The organism is Rahnella sp. GSA61A, assembly GCF_019969905.1.
Lineage (GTDB): Bacteria > Pseudomonadota > Gammaproteobacteria > Enterobacterales > Enterobacteriaceae > Rahnella > Rahnella aceris.
In genome coordinates this window covers 396,604-415,666 of record NZ_JAHXYO010000003.1, presented here as the reverse complement: position 1 = coordinate 415,666, position 19,063 = coordinate 396,604, and the positions used below count along the sequence as shown (strand labels likewise).

Genomic DNA, 19,063 nt, shown 5'->3' with positions numbered 1-19,063 from the left:
GCAATGTCTGGATGTGAAGCAAATTTTGACGGCTTAGTCGGGCCGACGCACCATTACGCGGGGCTGTCGTTTGGCAATGAAGCTTCGACTAAAAACCAGAATGCGGTGGCGAACCCGCGTCTGGCGGCAAAACAGGGCTTGCTGAAAATGAAATCGCTGGCCGATCTCGGTTTTGCACAGGGGATTTTGCCGCCGCATGAACGTCCGCATCTGAGCACATTGCGCAAAATGGGTTTTGGTGGCAGCGATCGCGAAGTGCTGACTAAGGCGCAGGCTTATTCGCCGCGTTTGCTGTCGTCACTGAGTTCGGCGTCTTCCATGTGGGTGGCGAATGCGGCCACGGTGTCGCCTTCGGCAGACAGTGCAGACGGGCGTGTGCATTTCACGGTTGCCAACCTGAATAATAAATTTCACCGGGCCATTGAGGCAGAAACCACATCTGCCATTTTACGCGCGACCTTCCATGCCGATAAATATTTTGCCCATCACGATGCGCTGCCGCAGGTGGCAGCGCTGGGGGATGAGGGCGCGGCGAATCATAACCGGTTATGCGGTGAGTACGATAAACCCGGTGTACAGGTGTTTGTTTACGGACGCGACGGGCTGGCGACCGGCGACAACGAACCGGTGCGTTATCCGGCACGTCAGACCCGTTTAGCCAGTGATGCCGTAGCGCGTTTGCATCAGCTTGATGAAAAGCGCACGGTGTTTATTCAGCAAAATCCGCAAGCCATCGACAGCGGCGTTTTTCATAACGACGTCATTTCTGTCAGCAACGGCAACGTGCTTTTCCATCACGAGCAGGCGTTTGTGAATTCAGGCAAAGCGCTGGAGGAAATTCGTCGCAAAATGGCGGCGCTTGAGCTGGATTTCCACCCGATTGAAGTGCCGCAGTCAAAAGTGTCTCTCGACGATGCGGTCGCGACGTATCTGTTTAACAGCCAGCTTCTGACCAAATCCGACGGCAAAATGATGCTGGTGGTGCCGGAAGAGTCCCGCCAGCACACCGGCGTCTGGACGTATCTTTCAGCACTGAAAGACAGCGGTGGCCCGGTTGATCAGATTGAAGTGTTTGATCTGCGTGAAAGCATGCGCAACGGCGGTGGCCCGGCGTGTTTGCGCCTGCGTGTCGCGCTCAACCGCAACGAACTTAATGCAATCAATGTGGCTTCGCTGATGAGTGACAGCCAGTTCACGCGGCTCAATACCTGGGTGGACACGCATTATCGTGACCGGATGCAGGCCAAAGATCTGGCCGATCCACAGCTTCTGACCGAAGTGCGTACTGCGCTCGACGAACTGACCAATATTCTCGGGCTGGGTGCGATTTATCCGTTCCAGCGCTGAGCCATCACAGGAGTGAATGTATGTTTGATTTACTGGCGACGACGCTTGCCGGTGATGCGGTGAAAGAACCTGCCGGACAAACCGAAACGCTGGACTGGCAATGGCGTGGTGAAGGCATTCTCGAGCTTTCACCGCGTCAGTCCTGTGAGGCGGCGGTGGTGATTTCCGCCGGTATTCACGGTAATGAAACTGCGCCGGTTGAACTGCTCAATCAACTGGTCAGCGAGTTGCTGTCAGGCGAAAGGCTGTTGCGGGTCCGGCTGCTGGTGTTACTGGGCAATCCGCCGTCAATGCGTGTCAATAAGCGGTTTGTGGAGGCTGACATGAACCGCATGTTCGGCGGGCGTCATGCGCGTTATACACCGAATGATGAAACCCGCCGGGCGCAGGAACTCGAACAGGTGATGGCGTTGTTTTACCGCAGTGCCACGGCGGCGGGAACCACGCAGCGATTCCACTATGATTTGCACACGGCGATCCGCGGATCAAAACACGTGCGCTTCGGGCTGCTGCCTTTACAAAGTCGTCCGAAAAGCGAAGCGATGCTCGCCTGGCTCAACGCCGCCGGGCTGGATGCGCTGGTGCATCACCGTTCGCCGGGCGGTACTTTTACGCATTTCAGCAGCGATGTTTTTCAGGCCGACAGTTGCACGCTGGAACTGGGCAAAGCGCTGCCGTTCGGCAGTAACGATCACGCGCAGTTCACCGGTATCCGCCGCGCGCTGCAAACGCTGGTGAGTGGCGAACCGATGCCTGCCCGTGACGCCGCCGCGCCGCTGGTGCATTACCGTGTGGTGCAGGATGTGATCCGGTCACAGGAAGATTTCGAGTTATTTGTCCCGGCAGATGCCCTGAATTTTACAGCGTTCAGGCAGGGGTTTGTCATTGCTAAAGAAAGCGGTAAAACCTACAAGGTTGAAGCAGAGGAAGAAGTCGTGTTATTCCCGAATCCGAATGTGGCGCTGGGGTTAAGGGCAGGGCTGATGCTGATGAAAATCTGATGAGTAAAAGCACCGCAGTAGCTGCAAAACCCCCTCCCAACCTCCCCCTTCGCAGGGGGAGGAGCAGGGCAAAAACCCGCTTACGGTGCGCGCAGAGTAGAACGCGATCAGCTCCCTCCCCTGCGAAGGGGAGGGTCGGGGTGGGGTATTAATGGCATCTCAGCCGCAACTCATTCCCTTTATCGGGATGCGTTGCACCAAAAGAAAAAGGGTCCTGATTTTCATCAGGACCCTTTTTCTTTAATTTGGCGGTGAGAGAGGGGTTCGAACCCTCGATACGATTTCTCGTATACACACTTTCCAGGCGTGCTCCTTCAGCCACTCAGACACCTCACCGTGTTCGTTACAGCGCGCACGTTGCAACGGGGCGCTACTATAGGGAGACCGCCGCGAAGGGTCAAGAAAATTTTCAGCGTTTTGTGTCAGGCGCTCAGAGTCTGTTCGCCGGGAGAATGCCGTGGCTGGCGGATTTTGAAAGCGCCCAAAAACAAAAAAGGCTCTGATTTTCATCAGAACCTTTTTTGTTTAATGTGGTGGAGAGAGAGGGGTTCGAACCCTCGATACGATTGCTCATATACACACTTTCCAGGCGTGCTCCTTCAGCCACTCAGACACCTCTCCAGTCGTCGGCTGCACCGCAGTGCTGCTGACCGGCGCTAATGTAGGGAAAAGTCGCCTCACCGTCAACACTCTTTTGCAGGTTCCATGCCGTTTAGACAAACTTAGAGCAATCTGATTATTTAAAGAGCAAAAAATGCGTTAAGGATGAACAGCCGGTATCTGGTTGCAGGGCGTGATTAAAATTGCTTATCAGAATGCATAAATAAGTAGAATTTTTGCATGAAAGCACAATTATCCCGCAAACACTTTTTGTTACGGCTAAATAGCAAGATATGTTGTGGTAATCATTCAGGGTAGCGGTATAACAATGCACTCTGAAAAAATGCTTCGCATAAGAACTGTACAAGTCATCCTTTGAAGCAGGGTTATTTATCACATAAGGGCAGGGGTTATTCTTGAGTCAGTCAAATAACGCGACCGCGTCGCAACACCGGACGGCAATTCCTGCCGGAGCGGGCACATTATTCTTCGTTCAGACATTCGCAACGCTCGGCTTTGCGGTGCTGTATTCCACGCTGGTCCTGTACGCCACCAAAAAACTCGGTTTCAGTGAAGATAACGCCAACGCCATCATGGGCGTGTTCGGCGCATTCAACTACGGGCTGCATATGTTCGGCGGCTACCTTGGCGGGCGTTATCTCAGCAACCGTAATCTGTTCGTGCTCGGCATGGTGTTGCAGGTCTTTGGCTGTGCGCTGATTGCGCTGGAAGGTGTGACCGGGTTGTACTGGGGATTAGCCATGTTCCTGACCGGCAGCGGACTGAATGTGACCTGTCTGAATATGATGCTGACCCAGCGTTTTGCTCCGGACGATGACCGCCGTGAATCGGCCTTCCTGTGGAATTATGCCGGGATGAACCTGGGCTTCTTTATAGGTTTTGCGGTCGCCGGTTATTTCCAGCTCAGTGAAAACTACCGCGCGCTGTTCCTGTTCGCCACGTTAGGGAATGTCGCGGCGATTGTGGTGACACTTTCCCGCTGGTCGATTCTGGCCGATATCAGCACGCCGCTGAAAGAGGCCAGCCGCAGCCAGTTACTGCGCCGGATGGCGGTCGGTATTGCCATCCTGATTGTACTGGTGCCGGTTATCCGCATGTTGCTGACCCACGCAGAATTCAGCAGTTATTTTGTGGTCGCGCTGGGCATTGTGATTTTCGCATTAATGGCGCTGGTCACTTTTCGCCATCGGGATGCGGATGAACGCCGCCGCATGAAGGCGTATCTGCTGCTGGCGCTGGGTTCGTTAGTTTTCTGGACACTGTATCAGCTGGCACCCATGGGGCTGATGCTGTTCTCTGAAAACAACATCAACCTGAATGTATATGGTATCCGCGTGGCACCGCAGTGGATCCAGAACATTAATACCGTGGTTATCGTGATCGGGGGGCCGCTGATGGCACTGTGGTTCAACCGCCTGCGTCAGCGCGGCTGGAACATCGATATTCCGGCGCAGTTCTCCGCATCCCTGTTCTGTATGGGGCTGGGCATGCTGGTGCTGCCGTTGGGGATTCATCTGGCGGGCGGCGACGGCCTGGTGGCGTTTAAATGGATTGCCCTCAGCTATCTGCTGCAAAGCATCGGCGAACTGCTGATTTCACCGATCGGTTACGCGATGATCGGCAAGCTGGCACCGCCGCGTTATCAGGGTGTGATGATGGGCTGCTGGATGATGGTCACCGGCGTGGCGTCGGTGCTGGCCAGTTACATTTCCGGGCTGATGCCGCAGAACGCGGGCAGTACGCCAGCGCTGACCAATCCGGGCTACAGTCAGGTGTTTAATGCGCTGGGCTGGGGTTCCGTTATCACGGGTGTGGTGCTGTTGGTGCTTATCCCGCTGCTGCGCCGGATGATCCACCGTGAGCCGGTTGCCGCCTGATTTATTCGCAGTCTCCGTCACTCACTTCACAAGCCCCGAATTCCGGGGCTTGTTCTTTTTTACGCCACAGGGTTGCATCCCGATGATATTCAGGGAAATCTATCTGTTCACAGGAGGCTTCCCCGATGAACATTATTTTTTACCACCCTACATCTGATGCAAAACCCTGGATTGACGGAATAACAAAAAGATTACCGCAGGCCAACGTGCGTGCGTGGAAGGCGAATGATCAGGACCCGGCGGATTACGCGCTGGTCTGGCGGCCACCGCATGCCATGCTCGCGCCGCGCACGATGCTGAAAGGTATTTTCGCGCTGGGGGCGGGAGTGGATGCCATCCTGACACAGGAACAGCGTCAGCCGGGCACATTGCCCGCCGGCGTACCGTTGCTGCGCCTGGAAGATACCGGCATGGCGTTGCAGATGCAGGAATATGCGCTGGCGACGGTATTACGTTATTTCCGCCGGATGGATGAATATCAGCTCTTCCAGCAACAAAAACAATGGCGCCCGCTTGTTCCGCATTCACGCAGTGAATTCATTATCGGTATTCTTGGTGCCGGTGTGCTCGGCAGCAGCGTGGCGAAAGCACTGGTGGATATGCAATTCACCGTGCGTAGCTGGAGCCGCAGCGCCAAGTCGCAGGAAGGCGTAGAGAGTTTCTATGGTGACGATCGGTTGGCGGCGTTTGCCAGCGGCTGCAAAGTGCTGATCAATCTGTTACCCAACACGCCGCACACCGCCGGTGTTCTCAATCATAAACTGTTCACAAATCTTTCGCATAATGCGTACCTGATTAACCTTGGTCGTGGCGGACATCTGGTGGAAGGCGATTTGCTGCGTGCGCTCGACAGCGGGCAGATTGCCGCTGCCACGCTCGACGTTTTCGTTGAAGAACCGTTGCCGGGCATGCACCCGTTCTGGTCGCATCCGCGGGTCAGCATCACGCCACACGTCGGTGCGGATACGTTGCCGGAGCAGGCGATGGACAGCATCGTGAGTAACATTCTGGCGATAGAGGCAGGGCGCGAGCCGACGGGACGTGTCGATCCCGGCCGGGGTTACTGATATTCATCTGCTAACATTATAAATGCTGCGGTTATGTTGCCGCAGCGGAATACTTTCAAGGAGAGTACATGCCTTACCCGGTTGATTTACATATGCATACCGTTGCCAGCACCCACGCCTACAGCACGTTACATGATTACATTGATGAAGCCGCCGAAAAGGGCATTAAGCTGTTTGCCATCACTGATCATGGTCCTGATATGGCTGATGCGCCGCACTACTGGCATTTTATGAATATGCGGGTCTGGCCGCGTCTGGTGAATGGCATCGGTATCCTGCGTGGCATCGAGTCGAATATTAAAAACATTCATGGTGATATCGACTGTACCGGCCCGATGCTCAAAGAAATCGACGTGATTATTGCCGGTTTCCATGAGCCGGTGATGCAGCCCGTCGATAAAGAAACCCATACCGCTGCGATGATTGCAGCGATGGCCGGGGGTGAAGTGCATATTATTTCGCACCCGGGCAACCCGAAATACCCGATTGATATTCCTGCTGTGGCGGCGGCTGCCGCGAAATATAACGTCGCGCTGGAGCTGAATAACTCATCGTTTATTCATTCACGTGCGGGCAGCGAGCCAAATTGCCGTGCGATTGCGCTGGCAGTAAAAGAAGCCGGTGGCTGGCTGGCGCTGGGGTCAGATTCGCACATCGCTTATTCACTCGGGGGCTTTGAACATTGCGAACGTATCCTGCGTGAAATTGATTTTCCGCAAGACCGTATTCTTAATGTCAGCCCGCGTCGTTTCCTCGATTTTCTCGAGGCCCGGGGTCGCGCGCCCATTGCTGAATTAAGCGAACTGTGACATTGTCGCGACCAAATTGCGGGGGATTAACCCTTTTCATTGTCTGAGCAGGTTACTGTTATGAATGAATTTTCGATTGTCTGCCGCGTGCTGGGCACGTTGTTTTACCGTCAGCCGCAGGATCCGTTGCTGGTTCCGTTGTTTGGTCTGATTCAGGACGGAAAGCTGCGTGAGCACTGGCCGCTGGAGCAGGATGCGTTGCTGATCCGCTTGCAGGAAAGTGCCAATCCGCAAGCGCTGGCCGCTGAATTTAACCGTCTGTTTGTCGGTTCAGAATGTGCGGTATCGCCGTTCCGCAGTGATTATGTTGACGGCGCAAATGAAATGGATGTGCGCACATTCCTGCAACAGCGCGGTATGCCGCTGGGCGAAACGCCTGCTGATCATTTCGGTGCCATGTTACTGGCCGCCTCCTGGCTGGAAGATCAGTCGCAGGAAGATGAAGTCAGCGCGCAAATTACGCTGTTTGATGACTACCTGTTCCCGTGGTGCGGTAAATTCCTCGGTAAAGTGGAAGCCCATGCCACCAGCGGTTTCTACCGCACGCTGTCTGAAATCAGCCGCGAAGCCTTGCAGGCGATGCGCGACGAACTCGAAGAGCAACTGCCGCCGGATCTGGATGACGCGGAAGAAGACGACCAGTAATCCTGAACACAGCATGTAAAAAGCCCGGCGGTGAGTCATCACGCCGGGCTTTCTTATTATCGGTTTACTCAGACTAATCAGTAAAAGGTATCACCAACTGACCCGGTTTCACTTCAATTCCTTTCGCCAGTTTCTTCGCCATCGCTTCACCTTTGCTGTGATCGCCATTGAGCACATAAGCCGGACGCTGGTTGAAATAGGTGTTCAGCGAATTGTTCAGATAAGGCATCAGGCCTTTCATCACGTTGTCCATTTTCTCAGGCTTGATGGTGTAATCCACCACCTGCATATCCCGCAGGAAAATGGCGCCTTTCTCGCGATCATAAGTTGGATGCGCTTTCAGGGTCAGGCGCATATCGGCTTTCTGCGGGCCGAACAGTGAGGATACATCGACATGGGCGTCGCCGGTCAGCGTCACGATACCGGGTTCAGCCCGGCCAATCTGGCTGCTGAGATTGGTCAGCACCAGTTTGGCATCCACCAGTCCCGGAACGCCCAACTGTTTTTCAAAGTTGTTGTTCTTTTGCAGGTAATCATTCACCTGCTGCTCACTGATGGTGTACTGCGTCAGTTGATTACAGCCTGCCAGTAAGCTGGCACACATCAGTACTGCGGCACCCAGAAATCGCTTTGTCATTCTTCCCTCATTACGTAAAAACTATTTCGTCAGCATGACCGTAAAGCATCATGGCTCCAATCAGACAACGCTGATTAGCCTAAGTGCTGAAGGGAGGGAATAAAAGGGAAAATTGCCGGAAGCGGACTTCCGGCAAAAAGTATAACGGGCTTAGCTTGCGAGACGGGAGAGAAGATTTACCTGAGTCTGTTTCGCCATATTATCGCGGTAGGCCTGAACCCGTGAAGGCCAGTCGATGCCTTGCACAATCGACAGCGAACGCAGCAACGGCCAGAGATTAATGTCATCTTCGGAAAGCTCGCCGTTCACCGCATTCGGCTCGACGATCAGTTTGTCGAGTGCGCGCAAATCCTGACTGATTTTCTTCACCAGACCTTCGGAATGTTGCAGATGCTCCTGAAAACTGCCGCTGGCAGCCTGCTTTTTATCGGCGAAGTATTTACGGGCTTCCGGCGTGGAGAATTCTTCCAGTGGTGCGGTGGCAAAACGCGGCAACAACAGACGTCCGGTATATTCAGAAACCTGACGCAACCACGCGGCAACAGACGCGTTCAGCGGGCCGGTCAGCAGCGGTTTACCGTCACTTTTGTCGATGTAATGCACGATATCCATACTTTCCGGCATGAAGCCGCCATCCTCTTTTTGCAGGACAGGCACCATCTTTTTACCCACCATTGAAATGGGTGTTTTTTCATCGTCGTTGAGCAGCACCTTGATCTCAACCGGGATGTTCTTCAAACCGAAAATCATGCGGGCTTTCACGCAGAAAGGGCAATGTTCGTAAACGTAAAGTCTCATAGTACGTAGCTCCTGTTATCGCCGGCGGTGACCTGTAGGGTGCATGAAAACTGCCGGATGTAGGTTCGGATTTTGTCTAACGCTATGATTCAGTATGGGTATAGATGGATGTGAGATCAAACCGCATTCTCTGGAACGCGGTTTCCATCAGGGTACTGCATAAGAAATTACGGAAGATCAACTGCCGCTGAGCATGGCCGGTTCGATGCGGCGCAGGTTGAACTGCCAGTACAAACCGGTGAGGGTGATGAAGCCAACGACGCCGAGTAATAACCACGGCAATTCAGGCAGTTCGAGCGCACGGCCGGTGTCGTACATCCAGCCGCCACCGGTATAACCGATGACGCCGCCCAGAGCCAGTCCCAGACGGCTGAAGCCCATGTAGCTGCCGCGTGCGCGGGCGTCGGCCAGAGATGCACCCAGGGTTTCACGCGCCGGTTCGGCGATGATCGAACCAATGTAGAAAAAGCCAATCAGCAATAATAACGGATTGATTGAGGTAACCAGCCCGACCGGCAGCAGGCTCAATGTCATGATCAGCAGACCGAACATCAGGCGCTGTTCAAGACGGAAACGTTTTTCGCTCCAGCGGGCAATCGGATACAACAGCGTCAGCGACAGTACGGCTTCAATGGCGTACATCCATTTCACCGCCGACGGGCTGCCCGCGACATCATTGACCGCAATCGGCAACATTAGCATCACCTGCACGGTCAGCATGTAATAGCCAGTCAGCGTCAGCACGTAGGCCAGAAAACGACGGTCGCGCAGCACGCGCATCATGCCTTCGCGCATAGGGGTGCGCAGGGTGGAAATGCGGTAAGCCGGTAACAGCCAGGCGTTGCAGGCCGCGGCCAGACAAAAGATTGCGGCTCCGGTCCAGCAGACGTAATGGAAATCATATTGCAGCAGCCAGCTACCGATCAGTGCGCCAATGACGGCACCCGCGCTGTCTTGCATCATCATCAGGGAGAAGAAGCGGCTGCGCTCGTGCGGACGGGTCAGTTTTATGACCAGCGCGGTACGCGGCGGATCAAACAACGTGCCGCCAAGACCGGAGAGAATACACGAACAGACCAGAATCCACGGTTGATCGGCCATCGCCATCGTGGCAAAGCCCGCCGCGCGCAATAACATGCCGGTGATAATCATGGGTTTCGCCCCAAACCGGTCAGCAATCGCCCCGCCAAAAATGCCCAGTCCCTGTTGCGTAAGCTGACGAACGCCGAGTGCCAGGCCGACGGCCATTGCCGCCCAGCCAAGCTGATCGACAAATCGGATCGAGATCAACGGAAAAACCACGAAAAAGCCTAAAATAACCAGCGCGTTGTCTAATAACAGAAAATACTTACCCAAGCTCCGAGCTTGTGATACCAGAGACATGCTTCACCATGAGCGATTATATGTATCCTGTCCGGCAGATACAGAAAGGAGAAAAGACCGTTCCAGTCTGAACCGGAAACAGGCATTTAGATAGGGCGCTATTGATAATATTTTTTTATCGTCAAGCCGCGCTCTGACTGGCAGAATTAGCGGTGATCTGTCGTTTCCTATAAATTCTATTTATCGACCCATGCGGGATGTGGAGGGAAGGGATGTTTGGCTACAAATCTGCCGTGCCAAAGGTGCGGCTTACCACTGATCGGATGGTCCTGCGCCTGGTTCATGACCGTGATGCGCACCGGCTGGCTGAATACTACGCTGAGAACCGCGCGTTTCTGAAACCGTGGGAGCCGGTCAGGGATGAAAGCCATTGTTATCCCTCAGGATGGCAGGCGCGTCTGGGGCTGATTACCGAGATGCAAAAACAAGGCAGTGCGTATTACTTCATCCTGCTCGACCCCGATGAAAATCGCGTGATGGGCGTGGCGAATTTCAGCAATGTGCTGCGCGGTTCTTTCCATGCCTGTTTCCTCGGGTATTCGCTCGGCCAGGAATGGCAGGGTAAAGGTCTGATGCAGGAAGCGTTGCAGACGCTTATCCGCTATATGCAACGCCAGCAAAAAATGCACCGCATCATGGCCAATTACATGCCGCACAATAAACGCAGCGGCCAGCTTCTCGAACGTCTCGGCTTTGAACGCGAAGGTTACGCCAAAGATTACCTGCTGATTGACGGCAAATGGCAGGATCACGTGCTGACGGCATTAACCTGGCAAGAATGGACACCCCCGTCCCGATAAGGAGAGCAACATGAAACACGAACTCAGCGCCCGGGAGGCCCGTGTTGTGGGCTGTTTACTGGAAAAACAACTCACCACGCCAGAACAGTATCCGATGACCCTTAACGGCCTGACCACGGCCTGCAATCAGAAGACGAACCGCGAGCCGGTGATGGAACTGAGCGAAAGTGACGTTCAGCAAACGCTGGATTTGCTGCTGCGCAAACACATTATCCGCACCCTGAGCGGCTCACGTACCATGAAGTATGAGCACCGTTTCTGTAATTCTGAATTCGGCAATCTCAAATTTTCCCCGCAGGAAGTGGCGGTGGTGACCACGCTGTTGTTGCGCGGCGCACAAACGCCGGGCGAGTTGCGTACCCGCACTAACCGTCTGCATGATTTCTCGGACGTTGCCGAAGTTGAACAAACGCTGACTGAACTGACAAACCGCGAAGACGGCCCGTTCTGCGTGCGTCTGGCCCGTGAACCGGGGAAACGTGAAAGCCGCTATATGCATCTTTTCAGCGGCGAAGTCAGTAATGTGGCCAGTACCCATGAAGAACCGCTGTTCAGCGCCGAGGCACAAAGCGCTGATCTGACTCTGATCGCGCGCGTGGAAACACTGGAAGCTGAAGTGGCGGAGCTGAAACAGCGTCTGGAAAATTTGTTGCAACATCTGGCTGATTAACAGGAGCGGGTTGTGAGTAAATTACGTATTGGTGTTATCGGGCTGGGTGGGATTGCGCAAAAAGCCTATCTGCCGGTGCTGAGTCACGCTGAAAACTGGACGCTGGTCGGCGGGTTTTCCCCGAATCAGCAAAAGGCGCAGGCCATTTGCGACAGTTATCGTATGGCGTGTTTTTCCCGCATGGATGAACTGGCAGGGCAGTGTGACGCGGTTTTTGTGCACAGCAGCACCGCCAGCCATTTTGAAGTGGTCGGGCAATTGCTGGCGCAGGGCTTGCATGTGTATGTCGATAAACCGCTGGCTGCTGAGCTTGAGCAGGCTGAGCAGTTGGTTGAACAGGCGCGCAAGACAGGCAAAACGCTGATGGTCGGCTTCAACCGTCGCTTTGCACCGTTGTATCGTCAGCTCAAAGATAACATGCAGAGCGCTGCATCTTTGCGCATGGACAAACACCGGACCGATAGCGTGGGGCCAAACGATCTGCGATTCACCTTGCTGGACGATTATCTGCACGTGGTCGATACCGCGCTGTGGCTGGCAGGCGGTAATGCCAGTCTGGAAAGCGGTCTGATTCAGATTAACGAAGCGAATCAGATGTTGTACGGCGAACATCATTTCCTCTGTGGCGAAACGCTGGTGACGACATCGATGCATCGCCGGGCAGGGACTTTCCGCGAGAGCGTGCAGGCGGTGACTGAAGGCGCGGTGTATCAGCTGGACAATATGCAAATCTGGCGCGAGGAACAGCAGGATATTCTCACACAACTGCCGGTACCGGGCTGGCAAAGTACCCTGACACAGCGCGGATTTGTCGGTGCCATTGAACACTTTGTGGCCTGCGTGAGTAATCAGACGGCGCCGGAAACCAGCGGCGAGCAGGCGATTTATGCGCAGGCAATGATCGAGAAGATTCTGAATTCTTAACAAAAAAGCCGCGCGGGATGGCGTGGTTAACACTCTATAACAACATAAAACAACTGCCGGTGGCTATTGTATTGCGGATGCGTAGACTAAGCGCATCTTTGAGCCATGCGGCTTCATCTCTCACGCCTGCTGATGCAGGCGTGATGGTTTAACTATTTGATATACATGTAAACCGGTAAACAAGAAAAGTGACATGAATCTACTTAAATCTCTGGCAGCCGTCAGTTCCATGACGATGTTTTCACGTGTATTAGGTTTTGCCCGCGATGCCATTGTGGCACGTGTATTTGGCGCCGGAATGGTCACCGACGCCTTTTTTGTGGCGTTCAAATTGCCCAATTTGTTGCGACGTATTTTTGCCGAAGGTGCATTTTCACAGGCGTTCGTGCCAATTCTTGCCGAGTACAAAACTCAGCAGGGCGAAGAAGCTACGCGCACCTTTATTGCGTATGTCTCCGGGTTGCTGACGCTGGTTCTGGCGATTGTCACCGTGCTGGGCATGCTCGCGGCGCCGTGGGTGATTTATATCACTGCGCCGGGTTTTGTGGATTCACCGGACAAATTTGCGCTCACCAGTTCTCTGCTGCGGATCACCTTCCCGTATATCCTGCTTATTTCTCTGGCCTCGCTGGTCGGAGCGATACTCAACACCTGGAACCGCTTCTCGATACCGGCGTTTGCGCCGACCTTCCTGAACGTCAGCATGATCGGTTTTGCGTTATTTGCCGCGCCGTATTTTCACCCGCCGGTGCTGGCGCTGGCCTGGGCCGTGGTGGCCGGTGGCTTGCTGCAACTCGGTTATCAGCTGCCACACCTGAAGAAAATCGGCATGCTGGTGCTGCCGCGCCTGAACCTGAAAGATGCCGGTGTATGGCGCGTAATGCGCCAGATGGGACCGGCGATTTTGGGTGTTTCCGTCAGCCAGATTTCACTGATCATCAACACGATTTTTGCCTCGTTTCTGGTCTCCGGCTCAGTTTCATGGATGTATTACGCTGACCGCCTGATGGAGTTTCCTTCCGGTGTGCTGGGCGTGGCGCTGGGCACGATTTTGCTGCCTTCGCTGGCGCGAAGCTTTTCCAGCGGAAATCACGGTGAATACAATCGCCTGATGGACTGGGGCTTGCGTCTGTGTTTCCTGCTGGCGTTGCCAAGTTCCGTCGCCCTGGGGATTCTGGCCAAACCGCTTACGGTGGCATTATTCCAGTACGGCAAGTTCAGCGCGTTTGATGCTTCGATGACGCAACGTGCACTGGTGGCCTATTCCGTCGGGCTGATGGGGCTGATCGTGGTGAAAGTGCTGGCTCCGGGCTTTTATTCACGTCAGAACATCAAAACACCGGTGAAAATCGCCATCATTACCTTGCTGATGACGCAGGTGATGAACCTGGCCTTTATCGGCCCACTCAAACACGCGGGGCTTTCCCTGTCGATTGGTCTGGCCGCCTGTCTGAATGCTTCGCTGCTTTACTGGCAACTGCGTAAGCAGGATATCTTCCAGCCTTTGCCGGGCTGGAGAGTGTTCCTGATCAAGCTGATTGTCGCGGTGGTTGCCATGTCAGCAGCATTGCTCGGCATGATGTGGCTGATGCCTGCATGGGATGTGGGGGGAATGGCGTATCGTCTGGCGCGTCTGGCGGCAGTGGTTGCTGTCGGCGTAGTCGCTTACTTTGCCGTGCTTGGCCTGCTGGGCTTCAGGGTGAAAGAATTTGCCCGTAAGCTGGACTGACGCAGATTACAGAAACACAAAAGGGCGCATGAGCGCCCTTTTTTAATATCCACAACCGTGCGTTACATGCGTTCTACGGTTTCGATACCCAGCGTATCCAGACCGGTTTTCAGCGTGCGTTGTGTCAGCAGTGCCAGTTTCAGGCGGCTGTTACGGCTGGTTTCATCTTCTGCATTAAGGATCGGGCAATGCTCGTAGAAGCTGGAGAACAGGCCAGCCACGTCGTACAGATACGCACACATGGTGTGTGGCGTGCCTTCGCGGGCGACAACGGTCAGTACTTCTTCGAACTGCAACAGACGGGTCGCCAGCGCAGCTTCACGTTCCTCGCTCAGTACAACCGGTTGAGTCAGACTGTTCACGTCGATATCTGCACGTTTAAAGATAGAGGCTACGCGGGTATAGGCGTATTGCATATACGGCGCGGTGTTACCTTCAAACGCCAGCATGTTGTCCCAGTCGAAGATGTAATCGGTAGTACGGCTTTTTGACAGATCAGCATACTTGATTGCGCCGATACCCACCGCGTTAACCAGTTTTTCCAGCTCCCCGGCGTCTTTCATTTCCGGATTCTTTTCGGTGATCAGCTTACGTGCGCGATCAATTGCTTCATCCAGCAGATCAGACAGTTTCACTGTGCCACCTGAGCGGGTTTTGAACGGCTTACCGTCTTTGCCCAGCATCATGCCGAACATATGGTGTTCCAGCGCCACAGAATCCGGCACGTAACCGGCTTTACGCGCTATGGTCCATGCCTGCATCAGGTGCTGGTGCTGACGGGAGTCGATATAATACAGCACGCGGTCGGCCCCGAGTGTTTCGTAGCGGTATTTCGCGCAGGCGATATCGGTGGTGGTGTACAGGTAGCCGCCATCTTTTTTACGGATGATGACGCCCATCGGATCGCCTTCTTTATTTTTGTATTCATCAAGATAGACAACAACTGCGCCTTCGCTGTCGACGGCCAGACCTTTGGCCTGCAGGTCGGAAACGATGCCCGGCAGCATGCTGTTGTACAGGCTTTCACCCATCACATCGTCTTCGGTCAGGGTGACGTTCAGACGATTGTAGGTTAGCTGGTTTTGCTTCATGGTCACGTCAACCAGCTTGCGCCACATCTGCAGGCAGTATTCATCGCCGCCTTGCAGTTTCACCACGTAGCCACGCGCCCGCTCGGCGAAGGCTTCGTCTTCGTCGTAGTTTTTCTTCGCCGCGCGGTAGAATTCTTCCAGATCAGCCAGATTCATGTCACCGGCGTTTTCGTTCTGTACTTTTTCCAGATAGGCAATCAGCATGCCGAACTGTGTACCCCAGTCGCCAACGTGGTTAGCGCGGATCACTTTATGGCCGAGGAATTCATTGGTGCGCACAGCCGCGTCGCCGATAATGGTGGAGCGGATGTGGCCAACGTGCATTTCTTTCGCCACGTTTGGCGCAGAATAATCGATGACGATAGTTTGGGGTTCAACCGGTGTGATACCCAGTTTTTCATCGTTAAGGGCGCTGTCTACATGCGCAGCAACAAAAGCAGGATCCAGGAAGATATTGATGAAACCCGGCCCGGCGATTTCGACTTTATTCGCGATGCCGCTCAGGTCTAACAGTTCAACGACTTTCTCTGCCAGTTGTCGCGGTGGCATACCGAGTTTTTTTGCCACGGACATAACACCATTAGCCTGATAGTCGCCAAACTGAGCTTTAGCGGACTGACGGACTTGCGCTTCGCTGTCGGCTGAGGCGCCTGCAGCGATCAGCGCCTGGCTGACTTTTTCTGAAAGAAGTGACTGAATATTCACCGAAGTACCTTTATTTAGGAATGTGGTTGTTTGCTGTTCATCCCATGGTGGACGAACCTAAAATGATGCGTGTTTATATCATATTAGCCTTGCGGCGTCAGTATCACCGCACGTCCGGGCTAAGGAAAACGCGATTGTGCGGCATGTCTCTGGCAACCGGATGAAAGGCTGTGTAAATTACCCGACCCTGAAGATCTGCAAACGAAAACAAGATAGGATGACCGCCATGAATCACGTGCCGGAGTTACAGGATTTAGCTGATGATTTACCGCGCTTTGTCGACGTACTGACGGCGTTCGCTGCAAAATTGCACATTAATCTGGGTGGGTTTCACGCAGATCATATTTCAGTGCGTTGTCATCAGAACACGACGGCGGATCGCTGGAAAACCGGCCTGGAAAAGTGCGGCAGCCTGTTGAATGAGACCCTGATTAACGGCCGGCCAATTTGTCTGTTTTCGCTCAACGAACCTTTGCAGGTCGGGCCGCTGAGTATTGATCTGGTCGAGTTACCATATCCCGGCGATAAACGTTACCCGCACGAAGGCTGGGAACATATTGAGATTGTCCTGCCCGGTGCTGAAGACGAATTATATACACGGGCGCTGGCGCTGATTGCTGATGAAGCGCTAATGACGCCCGGTATTAAGCTGAAACAAAGTGCGCCCAAAGGGGAGAACGAGCGTTTGCCTAACCCGACGCTGGCGATCACTGACGGCTCTGTGACCATCAAATTTCACCCGCACAGCCTGCGGGCGATTGTCGCCAGCGAAAGGGAAGACGGTTAACGTTGCAGCGTCAGTAACGCCGCTTCCATGCGATCCAGCGCTTTTTCCAGTAACGCGCGCTGGCAACCCAGATTGATACGCACATAAGCCGGTGCGCCAAAATCAGCGCCACCTGAGAAACCGACCCCGGCGTCCACGAAGAAATGGTAAGGGTCCTGCACCGGCAGTGCGCTGGCATCAATCCAGCCAAGGTATGTGCCTTCCGGCGCCAGCATGCGCAATCCTGGCATAGCGTTGATTCTGGCTGTCACCCGTTCGCGGTTACCTCGCAGGTATTCGAGCTGTGCGTTAAGCCATTCCTCGCCATCGCGGTAAGCGGCGGTCGCGGCGACATACGCCAAAATATTGACGTGCGGCACAATGCCGTGACTGGCCTCAAGGAATTTCCGGCGTAGTTCCGGGTCAGGAATAATCGCCATCGACGCGCCCAGACCGGCAAGGTTGAAGGTTTTGGACGGTGACATCAGCGTGATCGAACGCTGTTCGGCATCGGCATTGAGTGAGGCGAACGGGATGTGTTTCAGGCCCGGTTCGAGGATCAGGTCACAGTGGATTTCATCCGAACACACCACAAGATCGTGACGTTGCGCGAAGGCCTGCTGTTCGAGTAATTCCTCGCGACGATACACCGTGCCACCGGGGTTATACGGGTTGCAGAGCATCAGCAGCTTTTCGCTGCCATCCAGTAGATTGTCGGCCGTGGAAAAATCGGCCACCCAGCGCTGTTGCTGCTCAGTTACATTAATGGATTTAAACTGACGCCCTTCAGCCTGAGCCGCCTGCATAAACGGCGGATAAATGGGCATGGGCATCAGACTGGAGTTTTGTGGTGCAACAGTGGCGCGAACGGCGACGTTTAATCCGCACACCAGGCCTGGTAACCAGACGATCCATTCGGGCTTAATAGCCCATTCGTAACGATCCGCCAGACGTTTTACCACTAAATCAATGAGTTCCGGCGGTGTGAAACCATACCCAAATACGCCTTCTGCGACACGTTGCTGCAACTCTTTGATAACCTGAGGCGGAGAAGTGAAGTCGGTATCGGCAACCCAAAGCGGTATCACATCCTGATTATTGTATTTATTCCACTTAACGCTATCACTGTGACTGCGGTCTACCCATAAATCAAAATTGAGTGTCATAGTTAGCTTTCCTAAGCAAACAGATTGGGTGGGGATGCTCATCTCAAAGCCTACGCGACATGGCCGGCTGCAGACAAGTGTTGTAGCATAATGCCGTAATCAGGAGAGATCACATGACTAAATTAGAAGTGTGTTGTTACAGCGTGGACTGTGCATTGACAGCAGAACAAGCCGGGGCCGATCGTGTTGAATTGTGCGCCAGTCAGGCTGACGGGGGCATTACGCCGAGTTACGGTACCCTCAAACTGGCAAGGGAAAAAGTGACCATCCCTGTACATCCGATTGTCCGTCCAAGGGGGGGTGACTTTTGCTACAGCCAGAGTGAATTTGAGGTGTTGAAAAGCGACATCGCTTGTATTCGCGATCTCGGCTATCCGGGTCTGGTGGTCGGCATGCTGGATGCGGAAGGGCATATTGATATGGCGAGAATGTGGGAGGTGATGGCGCTGTGCGGCGATATGGCCGTAACATTCCATCGCGCATTCGACATGTGCCTTAACCCGAAGATTGCACTGGAGCAGTTGACTCAGTTAGGGGTGGCGCGCATTCTGACCTCCGGGCAACAACAAAATGCTGAAGTCGGTTTACCGATGCTTCGGGAACTCAATCAGCTGACGCGTGGTCCAATTATTATGGCTGGCGCGGGTGTGCGTCTGACGAATTTGCAGAAGTTTGTGGATATCGGGCTGACGGAGTTACACAGTTCAGCAGGGCGTCAGGTGAAATCCGCCATGCGCTACCGGAAAGCCGGTGTCACTATGAGTTCTGATACTGACTTTGATGAATTCAGTCGTTATTGCGTGGATGGCGATATTGTTGCCGCAATGAAAAGCACATTGCAGTTTGACGATGAAATATCCCGCACGGCGTAATAACTCAAAGATTTAACCGGGTCACACGACCCTTATTGCGTCGCCCTGCGCAAGTACCAGGCCCCGTCATGTTGGCGGGGCTTTTTTTGTGCTCCTGATTCTGCTGTCGTTGCGTAATTGATTCGGATAATCTGTCTGCTCATCAAATTGTTACC

General features: G+C 54.0%; 18 protein-coding genes and 2 tRNA genes. 12 read left to right on the top strand and 8 right to left on the bottom strand.

Annotated elements, in window-relative coordinates; translation table 11 throughout:
* The first annotated feature begins 3 nt into the window (after positions 1 to 3).
* Positions 4 to 1,347 (top strand): N-succinylarginine dihydrolase, encoded by a 1,344-nt coding sequence (astB, locus tag LC431_RS06250; RefSeq protein ID WP_013575008.1) that lies wholly within the window; start codon positions 4 to 6, stop codon positions 1,345 to 1,347.
* 20 nt (positions 1,348 to 1,367) lie between these two features.
* Positions 1,368 to 2,348, top strand: a complete 981-nt coding sequence (gene astE / locus LC431_RS06245; RefSeq protein ID WP_153375013.1) for a succinylglutamate desuccinylase — start codon at positions 1,368 to 1,370, stop codon at positions 2,346 to 2,348.
* Between the two features lie 246 nt (positions 2,349 to 2,594).
* Here the strand turns inward: astE and LC431_RS06240 are convergent.
* From LC431_RS06240 to LC431_RS06230, 3 genes are all read right to left on the bottom strand, one after another.
* Positions 2,595 to 2,684, bottom strand: a tRNA-Ser gene (locus tag LC431_RS06240).
* Positions 2,685 to 2,778: 94 nt separating this feature from the next.
* A complete protein-coding gene (locus LC431_RS06235; RefSeq protein ID WP_153375011.1) occupies positions 2,779 to 2,922 on the bottom strand; it encodes a hypothetical protein in 144 nt (47 codons plus the stop codon).
* Positions 2,880 to 2,969, bottom strand: a tRNA-Ser gene (locus tag LC431_RS06230). Before LC431_RS06230 ends, LC431_RS06235 begins: the two co-directional genes overlap by 43 nt.
* Positions 2,970 to 3,364: 395 nt before the next feature.
* Between LC431_RS06230 and LC431_RS06225 the strand changes: the two genes are divergently transcribed.
* From LC431_RS06225 to LC431_RS06210, 4 genes are all read left to right on the top strand, one after another.
* Positions 3,365 to 4,846: a peptide MFS transporter gene (locus tag LC431_RS06225; protein WP_013575010.1), complete on the top strand. Its 1,482-nt coding sequence runs from the start codon at positions 3,365 to 3,367 to the stop codon at positions 4,844 to 4,846.
* Between the two features lie 125 nt (positions 4,847 to 4,971).
* A complete protein-coding gene (gene ghrA / locus LC431_RS06220) occupies positions 4,972 to 5,913 on the top strand; it encodes a glyoxylate/hydroxypyruvate reductase GhrA (RefSeq protein WP_013575011.1) in 942 nt (313 codons plus the stop codon).
* A 68-nt stretch (positions 5,914 to 5,981) separates the two neighbouring features.
* Positions 5,982 to 6,722, top strand: coding sequence for a phosphatase (locus tag LC431_RS06215; RefSeq protein WP_013575012.1), 741 nt, complete (start codon positions 5,982 to 5,984; stop codon positions 6,720 to 6,722).
* Positions 6,723 to 6,782: 60 nt separating this feature from the next.
* Entirely contained in the window at positions 6,783 to 7,367 is a 585-nt protein-coding gene (locus tag LC431_RS06210; protein ID WP_013575013.1) for a molecular chaperone, read from the top strand.
* A 73-nt stretch (positions 7,368 to 7,440) separates the two neighbouring features.
* On the opposite strand, the gene LC431_RS06205 is transcribed toward LC431_RS06210, so the two are convergent.
* From LC431_RS06205 to mdtH, 3 genes are all read right to left on the bottom strand, one after another.
* The gene (locus LC431_RS06205) at positions 7,441 to 8,004 is read right to left on the bottom strand and encodes a lipoprotein (protein WP_013575014.1); all 564 of its coding nucleotides are present in this window, start codon (positions 8,002 to 8,004) and stop codon (positions 7,441 to 7,443) included.
* Between the two features lie 150 nt (positions 8,005 to 8,154).
* Entirely contained in the window at positions 8,155 to 8,802 is a 648-nt protein-coding gene (gene grxB / locus LC431_RS06200) for a glutaredoxin 2 (protein ID WP_013575015.1), read from the bottom strand.
* Positions 8,803 to 8,979: 177 nt separating this feature from the next.
* Positions 8,980 to 10,185, bottom strand: a complete 1,206-nt coding sequence (gene mdtH, locus LC431_RS06195) for a multidrug efflux MFS transporter MdtH (protein ID WP_013575016.1) — start codon at positions 10,183 to 10,185, stop codon at positions 8,980 to 8,982.
* A gap of 212 nt (positions 10,186 to 10,397) precedes the next feature.
* On the opposite strand from mdtH, the gene rimJ reads away from it, so the two are divergent.
* The 4 genes from rimJ (at position 10,398) to murJ (ending at position 14,308) form a co-directional block, all read left to right on the top strand.
* On the top strand, positions 10,398 to 10,985 hold the full coding sequence (gene rimJ, locus LC431_RS06190; protein ID WP_013575017.1) for a ribosomal protein S5-alanine N-acetyltransferase: 588 nt from the start codon (positions 10,398 to 10,400) through the stop codon (positions 10,983 to 10,985).
* A gap of 10 nt (positions 10,986 to 10,995) precedes the next feature.
* A complete protein-coding gene (locus LC431_RS06185; RefSeq protein ID WP_013575018.1) occupies positions 10,996 to 11,655 on the top strand; it encodes a DUF480 domain-containing protein in 660 nt (219 codons plus the stop codon).
* A gap of 12 nt (positions 11,656 to 11,667) precedes the next feature.
* A complete protein-coding gene (locus LC431_RS06180) occupies positions 11,668 to 12,579 on the top strand; it encodes a Gfo/Idh/MocA family protein (RefSeq protein ID WP_223509480.1) in 912 nt (303 codons plus the stop codon).
* Between the two features lie 193 nt (positions 12,580 to 12,772).
* Positions 12,773 to 14,308 carry a murein biosynthesis integral membrane protein MurJ gene (gene murJ / locus LC431_RS06175; RefSeq protein ID WP_013575020.1) on the top strand — a complete coding sequence of 512 codons (1,536 nt, stop codon included), beginning with the start codon at positions 12,773 to 12,775 and terminating at the stop codon, positions 14,306 to 14,308.
* A gap of 62 nt (positions 14,309 to 14,370) precedes the next feature.
* Here murJ and argS read toward each other — a convergent pair whose 3' ends face one another.
* On the bottom strand, positions 14,371 to 16,104 hold the full coding sequence (gene argS / locus LC431_RS06170; protein ID WP_112198648.1) for an arginine--tRNA ligase: 1,734 nt from the start codon (positions 16,102 to 16,104) through the stop codon (positions 14,371 to 14,373).
* Between the two features lie 217 nt (positions 16,105 to 16,321).
* Here argS and LC431_RS06165 point away from each other — a divergent pair, with 217 nt between their 5' ends.
* The gene (locus LC431_RS06165) at positions 16,322 to 16,891 is read left to right on the top strand and encodes a VOC family protein (protein WP_037036566.1); all 570 of its coding nucleotides are present in this window, start codon (positions 16,322 to 16,324) and stop codon (positions 16,889 to 16,891) included.
* Here LC431_RS06165 and LC431_RS06160 read toward each other — a convergent pair.
* Entirely contained in the window at positions 16,888 to 18,036 is a 1,149-nt protein-coding gene (locus tag LC431_RS06160) for a MalY/PatB family protein (protein WP_013575023.1), read from the bottom strand. The genes LC431_RS06165 and LC431_RS06160 overlap by 4 nt on opposite strands.
* A gap of 113 nt (positions 18,037 to 18,149) precedes the next feature.
* Between LC431_RS06160 and cutC the strand changes: the two genes are divergently transcribed.
* Positions 18,150 to 18,908: a copper homeostasis protein CutC gene (cutC, locus tag LC431_RS06155; protein ID WP_013575024.1), complete on the top strand. Its 759-nt coding sequence runs from the start codon at positions 18,150 to 18,152 to the stop codon at positions 18,906 to 18,908.
* Positions 18,909 to 19,063 lie beyond the last annotated feature (155 nt).

Bases quoted from the DNA above. Each gene is read 5' to 3' on its own strand.
- mdtH (WP_013575016.1), bottom strand. From the start codon at position 10,185: ATGTCTCTGGTATCACAAGCTCGGAGCTTGGGTAAGTATTTTCTGTTA.
- LC431_RS06205 (WP_013575014.1), bottom strand. From the start codon at position 8,004: ATGACAAAGCGATTTCTGGGTGCCGCAGTACTGATGTGTGCCAGCTTA.
- cutC (WP_013575024.1), top strand. From the start codon at position 18,150: ATGACTAAATTAGAAGTGTGTTGTTACAGCGTGGACTGTGCATTGACA.
- astE (WP_153375013.1), top strand. From the start codon at position 1,368: ATGTTTGATTTACTGGCGACGACGCTTGCCGGTGATGCGGTGAAAGAA.
- astB (WP_013575008.1), top strand. From the start codon at position 4: ATGTCTGGATGTGAAGCAAATTTTGACGGCTTAGTCGGGCCGACGCAC.
- LC431_RS06165 (WP_037036566.1), top strand. From the start codon at position 16,322: ATGACCGCCATGAATCACGTGCCGGAGTTACAGGATTTAGCTGATGAT.
- LC431_RS06185 (WP_013575018.1), top strand. From the start codon at position 10,996: ATGAAACACGAACTCAGCGCCCGGGAGGCCCGTGTTGTGGGCTGTTTA.
- grxB (WP_013575015.1), bottom strand. From the start codon at position 8,802: ATGAGACTTTACGTTTACGAACATTGCCCTTTCTGCGTGAAAGCCCGC.
- LC431_RS06210 (WP_013575013.1), top strand. From the start codon at position 6,783: ATGAATGAATTTTCGATTGTCTGCCGCGTGCTGGGCACGTTGTTTTAC.
- rimJ (WP_013575017.1), top strand. From the start codon at position 10,398: ATGTTTGGCTACAAATCTGCCGTGCCAAAGGTGCGGCTTACCACTGAT.
- LC431_RS06160 (WP_013575023.1), bottom strand. From the start codon at position 18,036: ATGACACTCAATTTTGATTTATGGGTAGACCGCAGTCACAGTGATAGC.
- LC431_RS06235 (WP_153375011.1), bottom strand. From the start codon at position 2,922: ATGAGCAATCGTATCGAGGGTTCGAACCCCTCTCTCTCCACCACATTA.
- ghrA (WP_013575011.1), top strand. From the start codon at position 4,972: ATGAACATTATTTTTTACCACCCTACATCTGATGCAAAACCCTGGATT.
- murJ (WP_013575020.1), top strand. From the start codon at position 12,773: ATGAATCTACTTAAATCTCTGGCAGCCGTCAGTTCCATGACGATGTTT.
- LC431_RS06215 (WP_013575012.1), top strand. From the start codon at position 5,982: ATGCCTTACCCGGTTGATTTACATATGCATACCGTTGCCAGCACCCAC.